The sequence below is a fragment of the Enterobacter huaxiensis genome, from assembly GCF_003594935.2.
Classification (GTDB): domain Bacteria; phylum Pseudomonadota; class Gammaproteobacteria; order Enterobacterales; family Enterobacteriaceae; genus Enterobacter; species Enterobacter huaxiensis.
Window position 1 is genome coordinate 3,485,914 of sequence record NZ_CP043342.1, and the last position, 18,136, is coordinate 3,504,049.

Annotated in this window: 17 protein-coding genes; 6 read left to right on the forward strand and 11 right to left on the reverse strand. The window is 61.9% G+C overall.

What is annotated here, in order from left to right; genetic code table 11:
- Positions 1 to 34: 34 nt before the first annotated feature.
- The 3 genes from D5067_RS16685 to D5067_RS16695 are packed head-to-tail and all read right to left on the reverse strand — an operon-like array spanning position 35 to position 3,613.
- Positions 35 to 1,099: a sugar ABC transporter substrate-binding protein gene (locus D5067_RS16685; protein WP_119935130.1), complete on the reverse strand. Its 1,065-nt coding sequence runs from the start codon at positions 1,097 to 1,099 to the stop codon at positions 35 to 37.
- 19 nt (positions 1,100 to 1,118) lie between these two features.
- On the reverse strand, positions 1,119 to 2,114 hold the full coding sequence (locus tag D5067_RS16690; RefSeq protein WP_119935131.1) for an ABC transporter permease: 996 nt from the start codon (positions 2,112 to 2,114) through the stop codon (positions 1,119 to 1,121).
- On the reverse strand, positions 2,111 to 3,613 hold the full coding sequence (locus D5067_RS16695; protein WP_119935132.1) for a sugar ABC transporter ATP-binding protein: 1,503 nt from the start codon (positions 3,611 to 3,613) through the stop codon (positions 2,111 to 2,113). The genes D5067_RS16690 and D5067_RS16695 overlap by 4 nt, the downstream gene beginning before the upstream one ends.
- A gap of 160 nt (positions 3,614 to 3,773) precedes the next feature.
- Here D5067_RS16695 and D5067_RS16700 point away from each other — a divergent pair, with 160 nt between their 5' ends.
- Both D5067_RS16700 and D5067_RS16705 read left to right on the forward strand, forming a co-directional pair.
- A complete protein-coding gene (locus D5067_RS16700) occupies positions 3,774 to 4,862 on the forward strand; it encodes an oxidoreductase (protein WP_119935133.1) in 1,089 nt (362 codons plus the stop codon).
- Between the two features lie 57 nt (positions 4,863 to 4,919).
- On the forward strand, positions 4,920 to 5,663 hold the full coding sequence (locus tag D5067_RS16705; RefSeq protein ID WP_119935134.1) for an SDR family NAD(P)-dependent oxidoreductase: 744 nt from the start codon (positions 4,920 to 4,922) through the stop codon (positions 5,661 to 5,663).
- Between the two features lie 132 nt (positions 5,664 to 5,795).
- Here the strand turns inward: D5067_RS16705 and D5067_RS16710 are convergent, their stop codons facing one another.
- Entirely contained in the window at positions 5,796 to 5,993 is a 198-nt protein-coding gene (locus D5067_RS16710) for a YbdD/YjiX family protein (RefSeq protein ID WP_006809671.1), read from the reverse strand.
- 110 nt (positions 5,994 to 6,103) lie between these two features.
- Complete coding sequence (gene cstA, locus D5067_RS16715) at positions 6,104 to 8,209, reverse strand: pyruvate/proton symporter CstA (RefSeq protein ID WP_119935135.1); 2,106 nt, start codon at positions 8,207 to 8,209, stop codon at positions 6,104 to 6,106.
- Between the two features lie 268 nt (positions 8,210 to 8,477).
- Here cstA and D5067_RS16720 point away from each other — a divergent pair, with 268 nt between their 5' ends.
- From D5067_RS16720 to D5067_RS16730, 3 genes are read left to right on the forward strand one after another with little or no spacing between them, the layout of a single operon-like run.
- On the forward strand, positions 8,478 to 9,173 hold the full coding sequence (locus D5067_RS16720; protein WP_119935136.1) for a nucleoside recognition domain-containing protein: 696 nt from the start codon (positions 8,478 to 8,480) through the stop codon (positions 9,171 to 9,173).
- Positions 9,170 to 9,634 carry a YjiG family protein gene (locus D5067_RS16725; RefSeq protein ID WP_119935137.1) on the forward strand — a complete coding sequence of 155 codons (465 nt, stop codon included), beginning with the start codon at positions 9,170 to 9,172 and terminating at the stop codon, positions 9,632 to 9,634. Before D5067_RS16720 ends, D5067_RS16725 begins: the two co-directional genes overlap by 4 nt.
- Positions 9,635 to 9,647: 13 nt before the next feature.
- Complete coding sequence (locus tag D5067_RS16730) at positions 9,648 to 10,760, forward strand: M20 family metallopeptidase (protein ID WP_119935138.1); 1,113 nt, start codon at positions 9,648 to 9,650, stop codon at positions 10,758 to 10,760.
- A 95-nt stretch (positions 10,761 to 10,855) separates the two neighbouring features.
- On the opposite strand, the gene entH is transcribed toward D5067_RS16730, so the two are convergent.
- From entH to entC, 5 genes are read right to left on the reverse strand one after another with little or no spacing between them, the layout of a single operon-like run.
- Positions 10,856 to 11,269, reverse strand: coding sequence for a proofreading thioesterase EntH (gene entH / locus D5067_RS16735; protein ID WP_119935139.1), 414 nt, complete (start codon positions 11,267 to 11,269; stop codon positions 10,856 to 10,858).
- A gap of 1 nt (position 11,270) precedes the next feature.
- Positions 11,271 to 12,023 (reverse strand): 2,3-dihydro-2,3-dihydroxybenzoate dehydrogenase EntA, encoded by a 753-nt coding sequence (gene entA, locus D5067_RS16740; RefSeq protein ID WP_374208519.1) that lies wholly within the window; start codon positions 12,021 to 12,023, stop codon positions 11,271 to 11,273.
- Positions 12,023 to 12,877: an isochorismatase gene (locus D5067_RS16745; RefSeq protein WP_119935141.1), complete on the reverse strand. Its 855-nt coding sequence runs from the start codon at positions 12,875 to 12,877 to the stop codon at positions 12,023 to 12,025. The genes entA and D5067_RS16745 overlap by 1 nt, the downstream gene beginning before the upstream one ends.
- Positions 12,878 to 12,887: 10 nt before the next feature.
- Positions 12,888 to 14,498: a (2,3-dihydroxybenzoyl)adenylate synthase EntE gene (gene entE, locus D5067_RS16750; protein ID WP_119935142.1), complete on the reverse strand. Its 1,611-nt coding sequence runs from the start codon at positions 14,496 to 14,498 to the stop codon at positions 12,888 to 12,890.
- Between the two features lie 9 nt (positions 14,499 to 14,507).
- Positions 14,508 to 15,683: an isochorismate synthase EntC gene (gene entC / locus D5067_RS16755; RefSeq protein WP_119935143.1), complete on the reverse strand. Its 1,176-nt coding sequence runs from the start codon at positions 15,681 to 15,683 to the stop codon at positions 14,508 to 14,510.
- A gap of 187 nt (positions 15,684 to 15,870) precedes the next feature.
- On the opposite strand from entC, the gene fepB reads away from it, so the two are divergent.
- The gene (gene fepB, locus D5067_RS16760) at positions 15,871 to 16,830 is read left to right on the forward strand and encodes a Fe2+-enterobactin ABC transporter substrate-binding protein (RefSeq protein ID WP_119935144.1); all 960 of its coding nucleotides are present in this window, start codon (positions 15,871 to 15,873) and stop codon (positions 16,828 to 16,830) included.
- A 46-nt stretch (positions 16,831 to 16,876) separates the two neighbouring features.
- Here fepB and entS read toward each other — a convergent pair whose 3' ends face one another.
- Positions 16,877 to 18,124 (reverse strand): enterobactin transporter EntS, encoded by a 1,248-nt coding sequence (gene entS / locus D5067_RS16765; protein WP_119935145.1) that lies wholly within the window; start codon positions 18,122 to 18,124, stop codon positions 16,877 to 16,879.
- Between the last annotated feature and the right edge of the window lie 12 nt (positions 18,125 to 18,136).

Here is an 18,136-nt window from a genome sequence, read left to right on the forward strand (position 1 = left end):
ACCGTAGGCCCCGTAAGCGCAGCGCCACCGGGCATTATTTTGACCTGGCTTCGAGCGTCGCAAACCACGGCGCGATAAAATCTTCCGTCTGGCCCCAGCCCGGAATGATTTTACCCAGCGACGCCACGTTCACCGCGCCCGGCTGGGCGGTCAGCAGCGCCTGCGGGATCGCCGCCGCTTTGAAATCGTAGGTCGCTGGCGTCGCTTCCCCGGCAATCTTGTTCGCGACCAGACGCACGTTGGTCGCGCCAATCAGCTTCGGATCCACCGCCACGCTCACCTTCCACGGGCTGCCGGACTCGCGCATCAGCTGCAGATCCTGGTTGGAAATATCGATGCTGTAGAGCTTGATCTCGGTGCGGCCGTTCTCCTTGAGCGCCTTATACGCGCCCTGGCTGAAGGCGTCCCACGTGCCCCAGATGGCGTCGATTTTGCCTTTCGGGTATTTCGCGAGGATCGCACCCACCTTGTTGGCGGTATCGCCCTGCACGTCAGAGGAGACGGCGCCGATAGACTCCAGCTCTTTGATGTCCGGATACTGCTTTTGCAGCTCTTTGTACGCCGCCTGACGACGCTCCATCGGCGGGAAGCCCGCCACCCACAGCTTGACGATATTGGCCTTGCCGTTGAAATCTTTCGCCAGCTGGCCGAAGGAGAGGTTGGTCAGGGAGGCATCGTCCTGCTGGGTCACGGTCACGCCCGGGATCTCGCCGTTAACGGCGGTATCAAATACCGAGACTTTGATCCCGGCATCCACCGCTTTCTTCACCAGCGCGGTTGCATACGGGTCGCGGCCCTGAGACAGAATAATCCCGTCGTACTTCTGGCTAATGGCCTGGTTAACGAAGTCCTGGAATTTGGCATCGTCGCCGTTGCTTAAAAAGGTGCTGACCTTAAAGCCGAGCTTTTTCCCTTCCTGAACTGCGCCGGCGACAAACTGCGTGGTGTTGTCGTCTGAGCCAAGGTTGCGGATCACCGCGATGCGGATCGGGCCGTCATGGTTCGCAATGGCCGCCGGAAGCGGCGCGGGCGTAGCCGCGAAGCCTGGCAGAGCCGTGAGCAACCCAAGTGCCACCAAAGAGAGTGCAATCTTTTTCATTTTTTATCCCGTTGTGTTGTCAGCGTTTTTGTATGTAAGTAATCGCCAGTGCCACCGCGAGCACCAGCCCTTTTATAATGTCCATGGCGTAATACGGCACGGAGAGCATCACCAGCCCGTTCGACAGCACGCCGAGGATCACCGCCCCGACCAGGGTTCCCAGCGCGTTCGGCTTGCCTGAGCCTGCCAGCGAGAAGCCAATCCACGCCGCCGCCACCGCGTCCATCAGGTATCCGCCGCCCGCATTCACCTGCGAGGAGCCAATGCGCGAGGCCAGCAGGATCCCGCCCAATCCCGCCAGCAGCGAGGCGATCACGTAGGCCGCCACCTTGTAGCGCGTGGTGCGAATGCCGGAGAGACGCGCCGCTTCCGGGTTGCCGCCGATGGCGTACATCCGGCGTCCGTGAGTGGTCAACGACAGCCCCAGCTGCGCCAGCACGGTCACCACCAGCATGACGATCACAATCGTCGGCACCTGCCCCAGCAGGCTGAACGCCGCCGGAATGGTTCCTTCCGCCATGTCGCCGCTCGGCAGCACCATGTTCTCGGTAATCGAGCCGCCGTAGCTGTAGGTCATCGCCACGCCCTGAATCACAAACAGGCTGGCAAGCGTTGCGAGCATGTCCGGAATGCGCAGAATGACGATCAGGAAGGCGTTAAACAGGCCCACTAGCGTGCAGAGCGCGAGGGTGATCAGAATCGACTCGGTGGTGCCAAAGCCGTGCCAGACGAAGAGTGAAACCACCAGCGCGTTCGCCAGCGAGGCGGTCGATCCGACCGACAGATCGAACCCGCCGATGGTCAGGGAGATCGACACGCCGATGGCAATCACCGTCACGATGGCGATCGAGCGCAGAATGTTGATGATGTTGTTCGGATCGAGGAAGTTGTCCGAGGCCAGGCCAAAGACGGCCACCAGCGCGACGACGGTCAGCAGCATGCCCCACTTATACAGAAAATCGAAAATGTACTGACGGCCAGACGCCGCCGCGGTCACTGAAAGGGCCTTGCTCACGACGCCGTTCCTCCGGTTGAATAATAAAGTAGTGTCTCTTCACGGGCTTCTGCCCCGGCGATTTCCGCCACGATGCGCCCGTCCCACAGCACGCAGATGCGGTCGCACAATCCCACCAGCTCGGCAAACTCGCCCGAGGCGTAAATCACCCCTTTGCCCTCGCGCGCCAGGCCGTCAATCAGCTGGAACAGATCGGTTTTGGCCTTCACGTCCACGCCTTTGGTCGGCTCGTCGAATATCAGCACGCTGGCGTCATTGCGCAGCCATTTACCGATGGCCACCTTCTGCTGGTTGCCGCCAGATAAGCGGCGCAGCACCTGTCCCGGCCCTCGGGCGCGCACGCCAACGCGTGCAATCACCTCTTCCGCCCAGCGCCACGCCTGACGATGGCCAAACAGGCTCCAGCGCGAAAAGCTGTTATCGGCGCACACGGCAAGGTTCATGCTCACCGGCTCGTCGATAAAAATACCCTCTTTGCGCCGCTCCTCCGGGACCAGCGCCAGCCCTCGCAGCACCGAGTCGGCGGGGTCACGCGGTTTCCAGGCCTGATGGTTCAGCTCGCCGCGCGCCACGCGACTTTTGGTCGCGCCAAAAAGCGCCTTGCAGAGTTCGGTTTTCCCCGCCCCCGCCAGCCCGGCAATCCCGAGGATTTCGCCTTTGCGCAGGTGCAGGGAGATATCTTTAAGCAGTGCGTCGTCGTGCAGCCCCTCGACGCGCAAAAGCGTCTCTTCGCCGTGCGGCGGGCGCGCGGGCGGGTAGATATCGCTCAGCACGTGGCCGAGCATCTTCTCGACGATGGCTTCGCCGCTCAGCTCGGCCATCGGACCGGACTCAATCAGCTTGCCGTCGCGCAGCACCGTCAGGGTGTCGCAGATGGCCTTCAGCTCGTGGATGCGGTGTGAAATAAACACCACGCCGATGCCCTGCTCTTTTAAACGTCTCACTACCGCAAACAGACGGTCGCTTTCATGCGCGTCCAGCGGGGCGGTAGGCTCATCCAGAATTAAAAAGCGGCAGCGATGTGACAAGGCGCGTGCCAGCAAAATCTGCTGCTTTTCGGCCAGCGAACAGCTGTCGATGGAACGTCGAACGTCTAGCTTAACGTCAAGCTGCGCCAGCGCCTGCCTCGCCTGCTGGCGAACGGTGCGCCAGCTGTAGCGATGGCCCGGCTGCGCCAGCTGGTCGAGCATGATATTTTCAGCGATGCTCAGACCGGGGATCAGCGCCACGTCCACCTCCTGCTGCACGAGGTGGATGCCCAGCCGTTTGGCGTCCAGCGGTTCGCGGATCGTCACCGACTGGTTATTAATGCAGATCTCACCCTCGTAGCGATCGTGGGTGCCGCACAGCACCGCCATCAGCGTCGATTTTCCCGCGCCGTTTGCGCCGGTCAGCGCGTGCACGGTTCCGCCCGTGAGCGTAAAGTCCACGCGCGACAAGGCCTGAAAGCCGGAAAAGGCCAGACTAATACCGCGCATCTCAAGGCGACTGGAACCCATTCGCGTAAATCCTTCATTACTCTTCTGATTTATCGAATTTTTCACAGCTCCGGTTGACTGACAACGACGGAAAAGGCATAAGATAAAGCGAAATATTATTAGCCATCCGGATGTCCAGACATAACATCGGGTTAGCGCTTGCTAAAAAAAGGACAACATCATGAGCAACACCGATATCCGCGTCGTGCCCGGCCCGGCGAACTACTTCTCTCACCCAGGCAGCCTTGCGCAGCTGGATCGTTTCTTTACCCCGGAGCAGCTTTCCCGCGCGGTGTGGATTTACGGCGAACGCGCCATTGCAGGCGCACGCCCTTTCCTGCCGGAAAGCTTTAACGCCCCGGGGGCAAAACACCTGCTGTTCAAGGGCCACTGCAGCGAGCGCGACGTCACCCATCTGGTCAATGAATCCGGCAGCGATGCCAGCGTGGTGATTGGCGTCGGCGGCGGCGCGGTGATGGATACCGTCAAGGCCGTGGCGCGCCGCTTAGGCATTCCATTCGTGGGCATCCCCACTATCGCCGCCACCTGCGCGGCCTGGACGCCGCTCTCCGTCTGGTACAACGATGCCGGTCAGGCGCTGCAGTTTGAGATTTTCGACGATGCCAACTTCCTGGTGCTGGTAGAGCCGCAGATCGTCCTCAACGCCCCGGCGGAGTACCTGCTGGCGGGCATCGGCGATACGCTGGCGAAGTGGTATGAAGCCGTTGTGCTGGCACCCGAGCCGGAGAGCCTGCCGCTGACCGTACGTCTTGGTATCAACGGCGCGCTGGCAATCCGCGACGTGCTGCTGGAACGCAGCGAAGAGGCGCTGGCCGACCAGCAGCGCGGCAACCAGACGCAGGCGTTTCGGGACGTAGTGGACGCGATTATCGCCGGTGGCGGCATGGTGGGCGGCCTGGGCGAACGCTACACCCGCGTGGCGGCAGCGCATGCGGTGCACAACGGGTTGACCGTGCTGCCGCAGACGGAAAAATTCCTGCACGGCACCAAGGTCGCCTACGGCATTCTGGTGCAAAGCGCGCTGCTCGGCCAGGACGACGTGCTGGCGCAGCTGGTGGCGGCGTACCAGCGCTTTAACCTGCCGACCACGCTTCGCGAGCTGGACGTGGATATCAATAACCGAGAAGCGCTGGATAAGGTCATTGCCCACACCCTGCGCCCGGTAGAGTCGATTCACTATCTGCCGGTTGCGTTAACGCCTGAGGTTCTGCGCGCCGCGTTTGAGAAGGTGGAATCCTTCCGCCGTTAATCGCGCCGACCGTCTATACCTAATGATGATTCTCACCACTCTCGCAACGAGGTCATCATGCAGATCGATTTAACAGGTAAGAAGGCGCTGGTCACCGGCGCCAGCCGTGGGTTGGGTCGTGCAATTGCTCTGTCGCTGGCGCGCGCCGGCGCCGATGTGGTTATTACGTATGAAAAATCCGCAGAGAAAGCCCAGGCGGTCGCCGATGAGATCGCGGCGCTTGGGCGGCACGGCGAGGCCGTTCAGGCCGACAGCGCCAGCGCGCAGGCCATTCAGGATGCCGTGACTCATGCGGCACGTTCCCTTGGCGGGCTGGACATTCTGGTCAACAACGCCGGGATCGCGCGCGGCGGCCCGCTGGAGTCCATGACGCTGGCGGACATTGACGCCCTTATCAACGTCAACATCCGCGGCGTGGTGATCGCCATTCAGGAAGCGCTGGTGCATATGTCCGACGGCGGGCGCATCATCAACATCGGCAGCTGTCTGGCGAACCGCGTGGCGCAGCCGGGCATTGCCGTTTACTCGATGACCAAATCGGCCCTCAACTCCCTCACCCGCGGACTGGCCCGTGATTTAGGGCCGCGCGGCATTACCGTTAATCTGGTCCACCCCGGCCCCACCAACAGCGATATGAACCCGGAAGACGGCGAACAGGCTGACTCTCAGCGTCAGCTTATTGCGTTGGGTCATTACGGCCAGCCGGAAGACGTCGCGGCGGCGGTCACGTTTCTTGCCAGCCCGGCAGCCGGGCAGATCTCCGGTACCGGTCTGGACGTGGACGGCGGTTTGAACGCCTGATCGCATATTCCCTGCACGCCTCTGTCGCCCGACAGAGGCCATCCCGAGCGCCCTCGACGGTTCGCGTCAGGAGATGGCGGTAATCTACGGCTGCAAGCAGGAGCAAATCAGCCTTTATTTACCGAAAGATAGTTAACAGCACTTCGCCCCGCCCTTGCCGCCGTAGCGGGCGTCCTGGCGGTCGCGGAAAAATTCTTCGTAGGTCATGGGCGTCTGGTCCGGATGGTTGACGCGCATATGCTCGACGTAGTTGTCGTAGTCCGGCACGCCAATCATCATTTTGGCGGCCTGGCCAAGGTACTTACCTGCTTTGGAAAGGGTGTCGAACATAAGTCATTTCTCGTTTGTTTCCCCCTCACCCTGACCCTCTCCCCAAAGGGGAGAGGGAAGTTACAACACCCTCTCCCCTTTGGGGAGAGGGCTGGGGTGAGGGGATTTGGTTAATGCGCCCCTTTGGCCTGGGTCACAATCGCATCCAGGTTTTCAGGCATCGGCTCGTACGGCGTCTCTTTCGCCGTTGGCTTATCGTTTTTCAACGCCGCCAGCGCGGTCTTGAGAGAATACAACGCCAGCACCACGACCACCACCATAAAGAAGATGGTCAGCCCGGCGTCCAGACGGTTGTTAAACACCAGCTGCGACAGCTGTGATTCCGTGTACTGCGCCGGGATCTTACCGCTGTCGATCATCGCCTGGAACTTGTTGGCAATCGCCAGGAAGCCGACCTTGTTGTCCGGACTAAAGGCTTTCTGCCAGCCCGCCGTCAGGGTACAGATCAGCAGCCATGCGGTTGGCACTAATGCCACCCACGCGTAGCGCTGGCGCTTCATCTTGAACAGGACGACGGCGCAGAGCATCAGCGCCATGCCTGCCAGCATCTGGTTAGCGATACCGAACAGCGGCCACAGGGTGTTGATCCCGCCCAGCGGATCGACCACGCCCTGGTGCAGGAAATAGCCCCACGCCAGCACGCACAGCGCGGTTGCCAGCAGGTTGGCCGGGAGCGAATCGGTGCGCTTCAGGTTCGGGGAGATCACGCCCAGCAGGTCCTGCAGCATAAAGCGCGCCGCACGGGTTCCCGCATCCACCGCCGTCAGGATAAACAGCGCCTCGAACAGGATGGCAAAGTGATACCAGAACGAGACGTCCATCAGCCCGCCCAGCGCGCCGTGCAGGATGTAGGCCATCCCCACCGCCAGCGTCGGCGCCCCGCCCGCACGGGAGATAATCGACTGCTCGCCCACTTCACTGGCGATGTGCGTCAGCGTTTCCGGGGTAATCGCAAAGCCCCAGCCGCTGACAACCTGTGCGGCAGACGCCACCACGTCGACGGTTCCGGCAGGCGCCAGCACCGCCATCGGGCTGTTCATCGCGAAGTACACGCCCGGGTCGATAATGCAGGCCGAGACCAGCGCCATGATGGCGACGAAGGACTCCATCAGCATGCCGCCGTAGCCAATCAGGCAGGCCTGATTTTCATTGGCCAGCATCTTCGGCGTGGTGCCGGAGGCAATCAGCGCGTGGAAGCCGGACACCGCGCCGCAGGCGATGGTGATAAACAGGAACGGGAACAGGTTACCGGTCCAGACCGGGCCGGTGCCGTCGATGAATTTAGTCAGCGCGGGCATGGTCAGGGTCGGGCGCATGATCAGAATGCCGATAGCCAGCCCGACGATGGTGCCGATTTTCAGGAACGTAGAGAGGTAGTCACGCGGGGCCAGCAGCAGCCACACCGGCAGCACCGCCGCCACAAAGCCGTAGCCCACCAGCATCCAGGTCAGCTGCACGCCGGTAAAGTCAAACCACGGTGCCCACGTCGGGCTTTCCGCCACCCAGCCGCCCGAGATAATGGCGAACACCAGGAATACCAGACCAATCACCGACACTTCACCAATGCGCCCCGGGCGCAGATAGCGAATGTAGATCCCCATAAACAGCGCCAGCGGAATGGTGAAGGCAACGGTGTACGTCCCCCACGGGCTGTGGGTCAGCGCTTTCACCACGATCATCGCCAGCACCGCGAGGATGATCACCATGATCATAAAGGTCGCCACCAGCGCAATCACCCCGGCGGTGGCCCCCATCTCCTCTTTCACCAGCTCGCCCAGCGAACGGCCGTCGCGGCGTGTAGAGACGAACAGCACCATGAAGTCCTGCACCGCCCCTGCCAGCACCACGCCGGCAAGGATCCAGATCATCCCCGGCAGGTAGCCCATCTGCGCCGCCAGTACCGGGCCCACCAGCGGCCCTGCCCCGGCAATCGCCGCAAAATGGTGGCCGAACAGCACTTTTTTATCGGTCGGCACGTAGTCCAGCCCGTCGTTGTGGCGAACGGCGGGCGTCATGCGCGTGCTATCAACCCCCAGGACATTGTTAGCGATGAAGCGACCATAAAAACGGTACGCGATCAGATAAATACAGACGGAGGCGACGACGATCCACAGCGCGTTGATCTGTTCCCCCCGGTTGAGGGCGATGTAGCCCAGGGCAAAGGCTCCCACAACGGAGAGCCCTGCCCATGTAAGGTATTTCCCTGAGTTGTTCATAGTGGTTATCCGTTGTTGTGAAACAGTGAGATGTTACATTTTGTTTCTAGAACAACGACGAAAATTTAACAACTTTGAAACGCAATAATGCGTGGTCAAACCAGACATTTACACCACATTGTTAAGCCGATCACTTTCGCGACGTCCTCGGTCACACTTTTGCCTTTTTCAGCCAGACGCGGCCTTACGGAATGATTTGTATCATTTTTTTTGCTCATAACCTCGCCAGAATGATCCTGCGCAATCGCGCGCTTACAAGGAAAAGGATATGAACAGTTCTGTACCTCAGGATCATAAGGTCGGGCCGGGCGCGTACTTCGCCCTGGCGTTTGCAGCCGTTTTCTTCTCTGGCCTGTTAGGCGGAAAAGAGTGGTACGGCGTCTTTGATTTCACCACCCTCAACGGTGCGTTTGGCAAGGTGGTCAGTAAGGCCAGCCTGGACGACGGCACCCTGACGACCGCCACCAGCGCCTTTCGCGGCACCGGCGGCAGCGGCGCGATGGACGGGTTTCTCTTCGCGCTCGGTTTAATTCCCGCGGTAATGTTCGCGCTGGGGATGATCAACGTGCTGGAGCACTACGGCGCCCTGCGTGCCGCCCGCAAGCTCTTAACACCGCTGCTGCGCCCGCTGCTGGGCATTCCCGGCACCACCGGGCTGGCGCTGATCGGAAGCCTGCAAAGCACCGACGTGGGCGCGTCGCTTACCCGTAACCTGTCTGATGAAGGGCAAATCAGCGAAAAGGAGAAAGACGTTTTCGCCATGTTTCAGTTCTCCGCCGGGGCGATGATCACCAACTTTTTCTCTTCCGGGGCGATCCTCTTCACGCTGGTCGCCGTTGACGGCACGGCGGCGGTGCCTGCGTCCATCGGAGCCTGTATCGCCGTCATGTTCATCATGAAAATCGTGGGCGCAAATCTGCTGCGCTTGATCCTGTCCTTCACCCGTAAAGGAGACGCCGCATGAGTGCCCCACAGTCTAACCCCGTGATTACCGATGTCTTCGTCGAAGGCGCGCGCAAGGGCTGGAGCATTGCCACCGGCAGCACCCTGCCCAACGTGGTGATGGCGTTTATCATCATCAAAGCGCTGGAAATTACCGGTGCCCTGAAAGGGCTGGGCATGATCTTCTCGCCGCTGATGGGCCTGTTCGGCCTGCCGGGTGAGGCCGCCGCCGTGCTGATTGGCGGCTGGATGTCGATGGGCGGCGGGATCGGCGTCGCCATCGGCCTGTTTGATAAAGGCATTATCACCGGCGAGCACCTGGCGATCCTGGCACCCGCCATCTACCTGATGGGCTCGCAGGTGCAGTATCTGGGCCGCATTCTGGGCGTGATCGGCACCCGGGCCAAACTTATCCCGCTGATGATCGCCATCTCAGTAGTCAACGCGTTTTTAGCCATGCTGCTGATGCGCATTATTCTCTGAACAGGACGTGAACATGAATCTTGACCACTATATTGAAGAGCTGAAAACCCTGGTGAACGTGGACTGCGGCACCCAGACCGTTGCGGGCGTTGCCGCCGTGGCAGGCATTATGCAGCAGCTCTGGCAGCGTGAGGGCTGGCACACCGAGCAGGTGAATCTGGGCGATAAGGTGGGCCCGGGGGTGTTCGTCAGCAACAAACCGCAGGCGGAGCGCTTTAACGTGCTGCTGGTCGGGCACCTGGATACCGTGTTTGCCCCCGGCACCGTCGCCGAGCGCCCGATGAGCGAGGACAATACCCGCCTGTACGGCCCCGGCGTCTCGGATATGAAGAGCGGACTTCTGAATATTTTGTGGGCGATGCGCGGGCTCGACGCTGCGGACAAAGATCGTCTCGCGATTGCCGTGGCGATGAACCCGGACGAAGAGACCGGCTCGGTGCATTCCCACGAATGGATTGGCGAGCTGGCTACGCGTTCCCGCTGCGTGCTGGTCTGCGAAGCCGCCCGCGCCGACGGTTCGCTGGTGAAAGCGCGTAAAGGAATGGCGGGCTATCACCTCACCTTTAGCGGCGTTGCGGCACACGCGGGTAACGACCCGGAGAAAGGCCGCTCGGCAATTACCGCCCTGGCAAACAGCGTCATCGCGATTAATGCGCTAACCGACTGGGATCGCGGCACCACGCTCAACGTCGGGGTGATTCACGGCGGCAGCGCGGCCAACGTGGTGGCGGATAACGCCGTAGCCGAACTCGACGTGCGCTTCTGGGAAAACGACGAGTACGACCGGGTGAATCAGGCGCTGGAGGCGTTATGTGAAAGAGGCTTTTTAGAGGGCGTGACCACTACGCTTGCGCGGGTGAATCACAAACCGGCGATGGCAGCCAGCGTTGCGACGCAGGCCCTGATGCAGCAGGTTGAAGCCGCAGGAAAAGCGGAGGGTATCGCCATTACCTGGCAGGCGGTCGGCGGCGGCAGCGACGCCAACCACACCGCCGCGCTGGGCATCCCGACGCTCGACGGCCTGGGGCCGATAGGTGCCGGGTTCCACAGCCCCGCGGAATGGCTGGATAAAGCGTCCATTGAACCGAGAATTCGGCTGTTGAAGCGGGTCGTCTCGATGTTGTAAACGCCGGGTGGCGGCTTCGCCTTACCCGGCCTACACCTAATTTTGCACTAAACCGTCCCCTCTCCCTGTGGGAGAGGGCAACAGACCGCATAAAATCAACCCAACACCATCGTACTCAACCGGCAGGTGCAGCACCGCCGCCCCTGCTCGTCGAACACCACAATTTCCCAGCTCTGGCTGGAGCGCCCGAGATGCAGCGGCTGACACACCCCGCGCACCTTACCGTGAGAGACCGCCCGGTGGTGCGTAGCGTTCAGCTCCGTTCCCACCACATTCTGCCCGTCGCGGGTCATCAGAAAACCGGCCATCGACCCCAGCGTTTCCGCCAGCGCGGCCGACGCGCCGCCGTGCAGCAGGCCAAACGGCTGATGGGTGCGGGCGTCCACCGGCATTTCGGCTTCGAGCGTATCGTCCCCGAGGCGGGTATAGACGATGCCAAGATGCGCCACCATGGTGTTCTCGCTGGTGGCGTTCAGCGCCTCGAGCGATAAATGACGTTTCCAGATCATCTTACGCCCCCAGCGTGGAGCCGCCGTCCACAACGATATCCTGCAGGGTGATATGGCTGGCGGCATCCGAGGCAAGGAACAGCACGGTGCTGGCAATCTCCTGCGGACGGGCAATCTTGCCGAGCGGTATGCCGAGCTTGAACTGCTCGCCAAAGCCGCGAATGCGCAGCTGTTCGGCATCGCTGCTGGTCCACAGGGTGCGCTGCATGTCGGTGTCCGTTGAGCCCGGCGACACGAGGTTACAGCGCACGCCGCTGCCCGCCAGCTCCAGCCCGACGGTCAGGGCCAGGCTTTTCAGCGCCGCCTTCGACGCGCCGTAGGCGCTCATGCCGATGCGCGGCGTGTGGGCCGCGTCGGACGCCACGGTCACTATCGCCCCGCCCTGCTGACGGCGGAACTGGCCCATCGTCTGCTGGAACAGGTTGAACGCGCCGCCGACGTTGACCGCGAAGGTCTGCTGCCAGTCCTCCTGCGAGAGCTGGTCCGTCGCCCCCATGCGCAAAATGCCCGCCGCGTTGACCAGCACGTCCAGCCGCTCAAGCGACGCCAGCGCGCGCCCGCACACCTCCTGCACCTGCGCGGCGTTCGCCACGTCCAGGGTTTCGGTGGCGAACGGATAATCACCCAGCGGAAACGCCAGATCGAAGCCGGTCACCTGCGCGCCCGCCTCCACAAACGCCAGCGCCGTCGCGTAGCCAATCCCCTTCCCCGCGCCCGTCACCCAGACGGTTTTGCCGGTAAAATCAAAACCCATCACTTCACCTCGCGGGAGAGCAGCGCCCACCAGGCGTCGATTGTTGGATTTTTGGCCAGCATCACGAAATCAATGTCGCCGTGCACTTTGCGCCAGCGGGCGGCCAGCGCCATCATGCGCACCGAATCCAGACCGTAGTCGATCAGGTTTTCGTCATCCATCGGCTCGTCGGACTCGTCCAGCAGCGGCAGGATCAGCTCGCGCAGCGCGGCTTTAGTCGCCGGAACGGACGGCAGCAGCTCGTCGGTCATCACCACGCGGCCCGAGCGTCCCGCTACGTAGTTGAGCGACATCAGGTGCTCGTCGCGGGTGAAATCCGCCAGCGCGTCGGCGATAAAGAACGGCTTGATGTCGCGCATAAAGGCATCGGTGGCGGTGGTCATGCAGCCGATATGGGCATACACGCCGGTAATCAGCAGCTGGTTGCGGCCCGTCTCCTTCAGCATCTGCTCCAGCGGCGAGCGGTGGAACGCGCTGTAGCGCCACTTCACCAGCACCGTGTCGGCTTCGTCCGGCGTCAGTTCAGCGACGATACGCTGCTGCTCGGGCGAGCGGGTCAGTCCCGGCCCCCACATGTCGTTCAGCAGGGCGCGGTCTTCATCGCTCTGCTCTTTAGGCTGGGCGGTGTAGTACACCGGAATATTGTGCTCTTTGCAGTAGGCGCGCAGCCTGGCGATGTTCGCCACCACCTGCTGCATCATCGCGCTGTTTTCGCCCCAGAAGTTCAGGAAATACTCCTGCATATCGTGGATCAGCAGCGCGGCGCGCTCCGGCTCAAACGCCCAGTTTACTTTATTCGTCGGCAGCTCTGCGGCGGTCGGCAGCGCGTAAGCGGTTAATTTTGGAATGGCCATGTTCTGTTCCTCAGCCCCGGGCGCGTTCAGCGAGCCACAGGCGCAACTGTTTCTTATCGACTTTGCCGACCGGCGTCAGCGGCAGCGCATCCACGCTCTCCACGCGGTCCGGCAGCTTGAATTCGGCAACGCCCTGCTCGCGCAGGAAGCGACGCACCTCGACCGCGCGCAGCGGCTGTTTCACCACCAGATACGCGCAGCTTTTTTCGCCCAGCAGGCTGTCCTCCATGCTCACCAGCGCGGCGTGGATCACCGACTCGTGGCGCAGCAGCAGGTTTTCAATCTCTTCGGCGGCGATCTTCTCCCCGCCGCGGTTGATCTGATCCTTCTCGCGCCCCTGCACGGTGATGTAGCCCTGCTCGTCGATGGCGATCAGATCCCCAGAGCAGTAAAAGCCGTCGGCGTCAAAGGCGCTGGCGTTGTGTTCCGGGCTGTTGAAATAGCCGCGGAAGGTGTACGGACCGCGCGTCATCAGACGCCCGACTTCGCCGCGCGGCAGCGGGTTACCGTGCTCGTCCGCTACCCACACTTCATCGTCCGGGCACATCGGGCGGCCCTGGGTGTTGATGATGCGTTCCGGCGCGTCGTCGAGCGCGGTGTAGTTCACCAGCCCTTCCGCCATGCCGAACACCTGCTGAAGCTGACAGCCGATTTCCGTCGGAATGCGCGCCGCGAGCGTAGCGGACAGGCGTGCGCCGCCCACCTGCAGCAGCTTGAGGGATCTGAGCTGGGCGTTCCCCGCCCCTTCGGCAATCGCCTGCAGCCACAGGCTGACCGCAGGCGGTACCAGCGAGGTGACGTTAACCTGATGCTGTTCAATCAGCGGGAAGCAGAGCGTGGCGCTCGGGTCGTTCGCCAGCACCACGCAGCCCCCGGCGGTGAAGATGCCGAGCGATCCCGGCGAGCTCATGGCGTAGTTATGCGCCGCAGGCAGGGCGTTGAGGTAACGTGTTTCGGCAGTGATACCGCAAATCTCGTTGCTGCGGCGGATGCTGTAGTCGTAATCGTTATGCGTGCGCGGGATCAGCTTCGGCGTGCCGGTGCTGCCGCCGGAAAGCTGGAAGAACGCCACCTCGTCGGCGGGGGTCGGGTTCGGGATAAAGTTGTCGGCCGGACGCGCAATCGCCGCTTCCAGGGCGTGTTCGCCCTTATCGCCGCGCAGCAATACCACGCGAACCGAGCGGTGGTCATCCACAAAGGCGTTGAGGAACTCATCGCCCGCGAACAGCGCGTGGTCGCGATCGGCAATCAGCACGGCGGGTTTGATCTGCGCGGCGTAGGCGTTCAGCTCGCTGCGCTGATGGCTAAAGAGCGCGTTGACCGGCGCCACGCCGATTTGCAGCAGCGCGAAGAAGGTGATGTAGAACTCGGCCACGTTGCCGAGCTGCACCAGCGCCGTCTCGCCGCGGTGCAGCCCCTGCGCCTGGAGAGCTGAGGCCAGATTGTTCACCGCCTGATTAAACGCGCGGTAGGTAATGCGCCGCTCGCCGTCGATAATCGCCACGGCATCGCTGTCCGCGCGGTCCGTGAGGATGTGGGTCAGCGGCAGATCCTGCCAGTAGCCTTTCTCACGGTAGCGGCGGGCAAATTCCTCTGGCCAGCGGGTAAAGGGGATGGTCATGAGTATTCCTTAGTGCAAACCAAAAACGTTGAGCATGGTGGAGAGCTTCACGCCGGTTTCGCGCCACTCGCCCACGGGCGAGGAGGCGGGCACAATGCCCGCGCCGGCAAACAGGCGCACGGTATTTTCGCGTAGACGCGCGCAGCGGATAGTCACCACCCACTCGCCGTTACCTTCGCTGTCGCACCAGCCGACAATGCCGCCAAACAGCTCGCGGTCAAACGGCTCCAGCTCGGCAATCAGCTGTTTTGCCGCCTGATGTGGGAAACCGCTCAGGGCAGGCGTCGGGTGCAGCAGGCAGGCCAGGGTCAGGGCGTTTTCGTTCTCGCGCGCGTCACCTTCTACCGGCGTCGCCAGGTGCCACAGGGTCGGCGTGGTGATCAGCTGCGGAGAAGACGGCATGCTCAGGCGGTGGCTGCGCGGCGCCAGAATGGCCTTCATCGCCTGGGTCACCAGGTCGTGCTCGTGACGGTCTTTTTCGGAGGCCAGCAGCTTGTTGCCCGCTTCACGATCCAGCACGTCGTCCGGCTGACGGCGGGCAGAGCCTGCCAGCGGCAGCGAGCTAAAGTGCGCGCCTTCTTTGCGCAGCAGCAGCTCCGGGCTTGCGCCCAGCAGCACGCCGCCGTCCTCCAGCGGCACGTGGAAGTTAAAGCTCGCCGGGTTCTGGGCGATCAGGCGCTCCATCAGCGCACCGCTGTCGAGGGTTTTGTCGGTCGCAATATCGATCAGGCGCGAGAGCACCACCTTGTTCACCTGCGGCGTGGCGGTCAGCGCTGCCGCACGGGCAACCATCTCTTCGAACACCGGCTGCGGCGGGATCTCGGTACGTTTTTCCACGTTCAGCGTCTGCGCACCGGTGAAATAGCGCGAAGACTGCTGGCGCGCCGAGCGAGAGAAGGTCTGCCAGCGTTGCGGAATAAACAGGGACGACGGTTTGCGGGTATCGAACGGGATAGCCCCCACCATTACCGGGTGGGCAATGCCGCTGGCCTTCGCGTTCTGGAAAGCCTCGGCTAATTTTTGCTGGAAGTGACCGGCCGGATCGTCGCCGCCGACGGCGGACTCAGAGAAGCGGGCAAAACAGCCTGACGTGGTAAAACTGCGATAGGGCGACATAAAGAAAAAGCTGTCTGATTGCAGCGTGGTCGCGGTGTGCTGGGTATCCTCAGCCAATGACGTATCCATATCATCCTCCTAAAATGATAAAGGCAGTAATAATGATTATCATTTATATTTTCGACGGCTAACCTAATCTCACAGCGCCCCGGTGTCAACCGCGGAGCAAACAACTTGTGCGACTAACGCTTGCATCCCGTCTCCGCAATCATGAAAATGAGAAGCATTAACTTCAACAAAAACAGGATGCCGCTCTGTGAAATTCCCTGCCGTTTGCCGTAATGCCCTTCTTTTAACAGGACTTTTTGTTTTAGGACTAACCTCAGCGACCGCCGCCGGCTGGCCGCGTCAGGTGACCGACAGCCGCGGCGTTCACGCGCTTGAGAGCAAGCCAACGCGCATTGTCTCCACCAGCGTGACCTTAACCGGCTCCCTGCTGGCGATTGACGCCCCCGTCATTGCCAGCGGTGCCACCACGCCGAACAACCGCGTAGCGGATGCGCAGGGCTTTTTACGCCAGTGGGGAGATATCGCAAAACAGCGCAAGCTGGCCCGGCTGTACATCGGTGAGCCGAGCGCCGAAGCGGTCGCGGCCCAGATGCCGGACCTGATTTTGATAAGCGCCACCGGCGGGGATTCCGCGCTGGCGCTGTACGACCAGCTTTCCGCTATTGCGCCCACGCTAATCATTAACTACGACGATAAAAGCTGGCAGGAACTGCTGACGCAGCTGGGCACAATTACCGGACAGGAAAAACAGGCCGCAGAGCGCATCGCCGCGTTTGATAAACAGCTCGCGCAGGTGAAACAGCAGATGAAGCTGCCGCCGCAGCCGGTGAACGCCATCGTCTACACCGCCGCCGCGCACAGCGCCAACCTGTGGACCGCTGAATCCGCACAGGGCAAGCTGCTGCACCAGCTGGGCTTTACGCTGGCGGAGCTGCCCGCCGGGCTGCAGACGTCCAAAAGCCAGGGCAAGCGCCACGACATTATCCAGTTAGGTGGTGAAAACCTGGCGACGGGGCTGAACGGGGAAGGATTGTTCGTTTTTGCGGGTGACCAGAAAGACGTGGATGCGATTTACGCTAACCCGCTGCTGGCGCATCTGCCGTCGGTGAAAAACAAGCGCGTCTGGGCATTGGGAACCGAGACGTTCCGCCTGGATTATTACAGCGCGATGCTGGTGTTAGACAGATTGAGTGCGTTGTTTAAGTAGGCATTTCCCCTCCCTCTCCCTGTGGGAGAGGGCCGGGGTGAGGGCATCAGGCCGCACCGTCGGTCAACACACTCTCCTGCCTGAAACGCCGCAATTCCACCAACGCCACTAACAAAATCACACCAACCATCGCTAACGCAAACCCGCTGCTGCTCGCCGACGCCACCGGGGTCATCATCGCCCCCAGCCCGCCGAGGATCGCCGCGCCAATCGCATCGCCCGTCACGTTCTGCGCCGTCCACAGGCCGTTAATTCGCCCGAGCATGCCTTCCGGCGTCTGGGTCTGAATCAGGGTGTACTGCAAAAGCGAGCTGATGGCGCTCAGCCAGCCGAAGATGACCAGGCACAACACGCCCAGCGCCCACACCGGCATCAGGCTGAAGAAGCCAATGGCGATAAACGACGCCAGCGTGGCAAGCAGCATAATCAGCCCCGGACGCGCGCTCTGCGCCAGGTTGCCGCTGGTCAGCGCCCCGCACGCCGCGCCGAGCGGAATGGCGGCATACAGCACGCCAATCTCCGAGGCGCTCATCTGCCACTCTCCCGCTAATGCCGGGTAGAGCACGCGCACCGCGCTCGCCATGGTCAGCAGGCCGCCGAGCAGCGCAATGCCGCCTATCAGCGGGTTGCTGAACAGAAAACGAATGGCCGCCATCAGCGATTTCAGCGGATGCTCGCGCGGCTGCGGCGGAGGCGGCAGATGCGGCAGGCGCAGCAGCGTCAGGGTGGTGATAAAGGTCCCCGCCGCCGCCAGGCCGTAGTTCCACGCCACGTTGCCTGTCGCCAGCAATAATCCGCCCACCATCGGTGAAATCACCGAGCCGAGGCGTACGGTGAGCATGGTGATCGCCCCCGCCTGCATCAGGTTCTCGCGCCCGACCAGCGCGGGCGTCGCCGCCAGCAGCGCCGTCACGCCTAATGAGGCAAAGAAGCCATCCCACAGCCCGAGGGCATAAATCGCAATCAACGACGGCTCCGGCAGCATGGCGTTCAGACACAGCCCGATAAAGCCCACCCCGCAGGTGCCGCGCGCCAGCAGGATCAGCTTTTTACGCTCGTAGCGGTCCGCCAGCACGCCGCCCACCATCAGGCCGATAAACATCGCCCCGCCGGTTAAGGTGACGGATAACCCCACCAGCCAGCTGGAGTGGGTCATGGTCTGGATCTGCACCGGCACGGCAACGCCGAGCAGGCCGAGGGACAAAATGGAGATAAAACGGGCGATAAAGACGGCGCGAAACGCCGGATGGGTTTTGAGCAGGCTGAGGTTGAGCAGCCAGGATTTTTGATTCATGACAAGGCCTTG

What these genes read in the sequence shown, in the direction of transcription:
- D5067_RS16730 (WP_119935138.1), top strand. Translation starts at nt 9,648, where the DNA reads ATGAATCTTGACCACTATATTGAAGAGCTGAAAACCCTGGTGAACGTG.
- cstA (WP_119935135.1), bottom strand. Translation starts at nt 8,209, where the DNA reads ATGAACAACTCAGGGAAATACCTTACATGGGCAGGGCTCTCCGTTGTG.
- entA (WP_374208519.1), bottom strand. Translation starts at nt 12,023, where the DNA reads ATGGGTTTTGATTTTACCGGCAAAACCGTCTGGGTGACGGGCGCGGGG.
- D5067_RS16700 (WP_119935133.1), top strand. Translation starts at nt 3,774, where the DNA reads ATGAGCAACACCGATATCCGCGTCGTGCCCGGCCCGGCGAACTACTTC.
- D5067_RS16745 (WP_119935141.1), bottom strand. Translation starts at nt 12,877, where the DNA reads ATGGCCATTCCAAAATTAACCGCTTACGCGCTGCCGACCGCCGCAGAG.
- D5067_RS16720 (WP_119935136.1), top strand. Translation starts at nt 8,478, where the DNA reads ATGAACAGTTCTGTACCTCAGGATCATAAGGTCGGGCCGGGCGCGTAC.
- D5067_RS16685 (WP_119935130.1), bottom strand. Translation starts at nt 1,099, where the DNA reads ATGAAAAAGATTGCACTCTCTTTGGTGGCACTTGGGTTGCTCACGGCT.
- entS (WP_119935145.1), bottom strand. Translation starts at nt 18,124, where the DNA reads ATGAATCAAAAATCCTGGCTGCTCAACCTCAGCCTGCTCAAAACCCAT.
- entH (WP_119935139.1), bottom strand. Translation starts at nt 11,269, where the DNA reads ATGATCTGGAAACGTCATTTATCGCTCGAGGCGCTGAACGCCACCAGC.
- D5067_RS16705 (WP_119935134.1), top strand. Translation starts at nt 4,920, where the DNA reads ATGCAGATCGATTTAACAGGTAAGAAGGCGCTGGTCACCGGCGCCAGC.
- D5067_RS16725 (WP_119935137.1), top strand. Translation starts at nt 9,170, where the DNA reads ATGAGTGCCCCACAGTCTAACCCCGTGATTACCGATGTCTTCGTCGAA.
- D5067_RS16695 (WP_119935132.1), bottom strand. Translation starts at nt 3,613, where the DNA reads ATGGGTTCCAGTCGCCTTGAGATGCGCGGTATTAGTCTGGCCTTTTCC.
- entC (WP_119935143.1), bottom strand. Translation starts at nt 15,683, where the DNA reads ATGGATACGTCATTGGCTGAGGATACCCAGCACACCGCGACCACGCTG.
- entE (WP_119935142.1), bottom strand. Translation starts at nt 14,498, where the DNA reads ATGACCATCCCCTTTACCCGCTGGCCAGAGGAATTTGCCCGCCGCTAC.
- D5067_RS16710 (WP_006809671.1), bottom strand. Translation starts at nt 5,993, where the DNA reads ATGTTCGACACCCTTTCCAAAGCAGGTAAGTACCTTGGCCAGGCCGCC.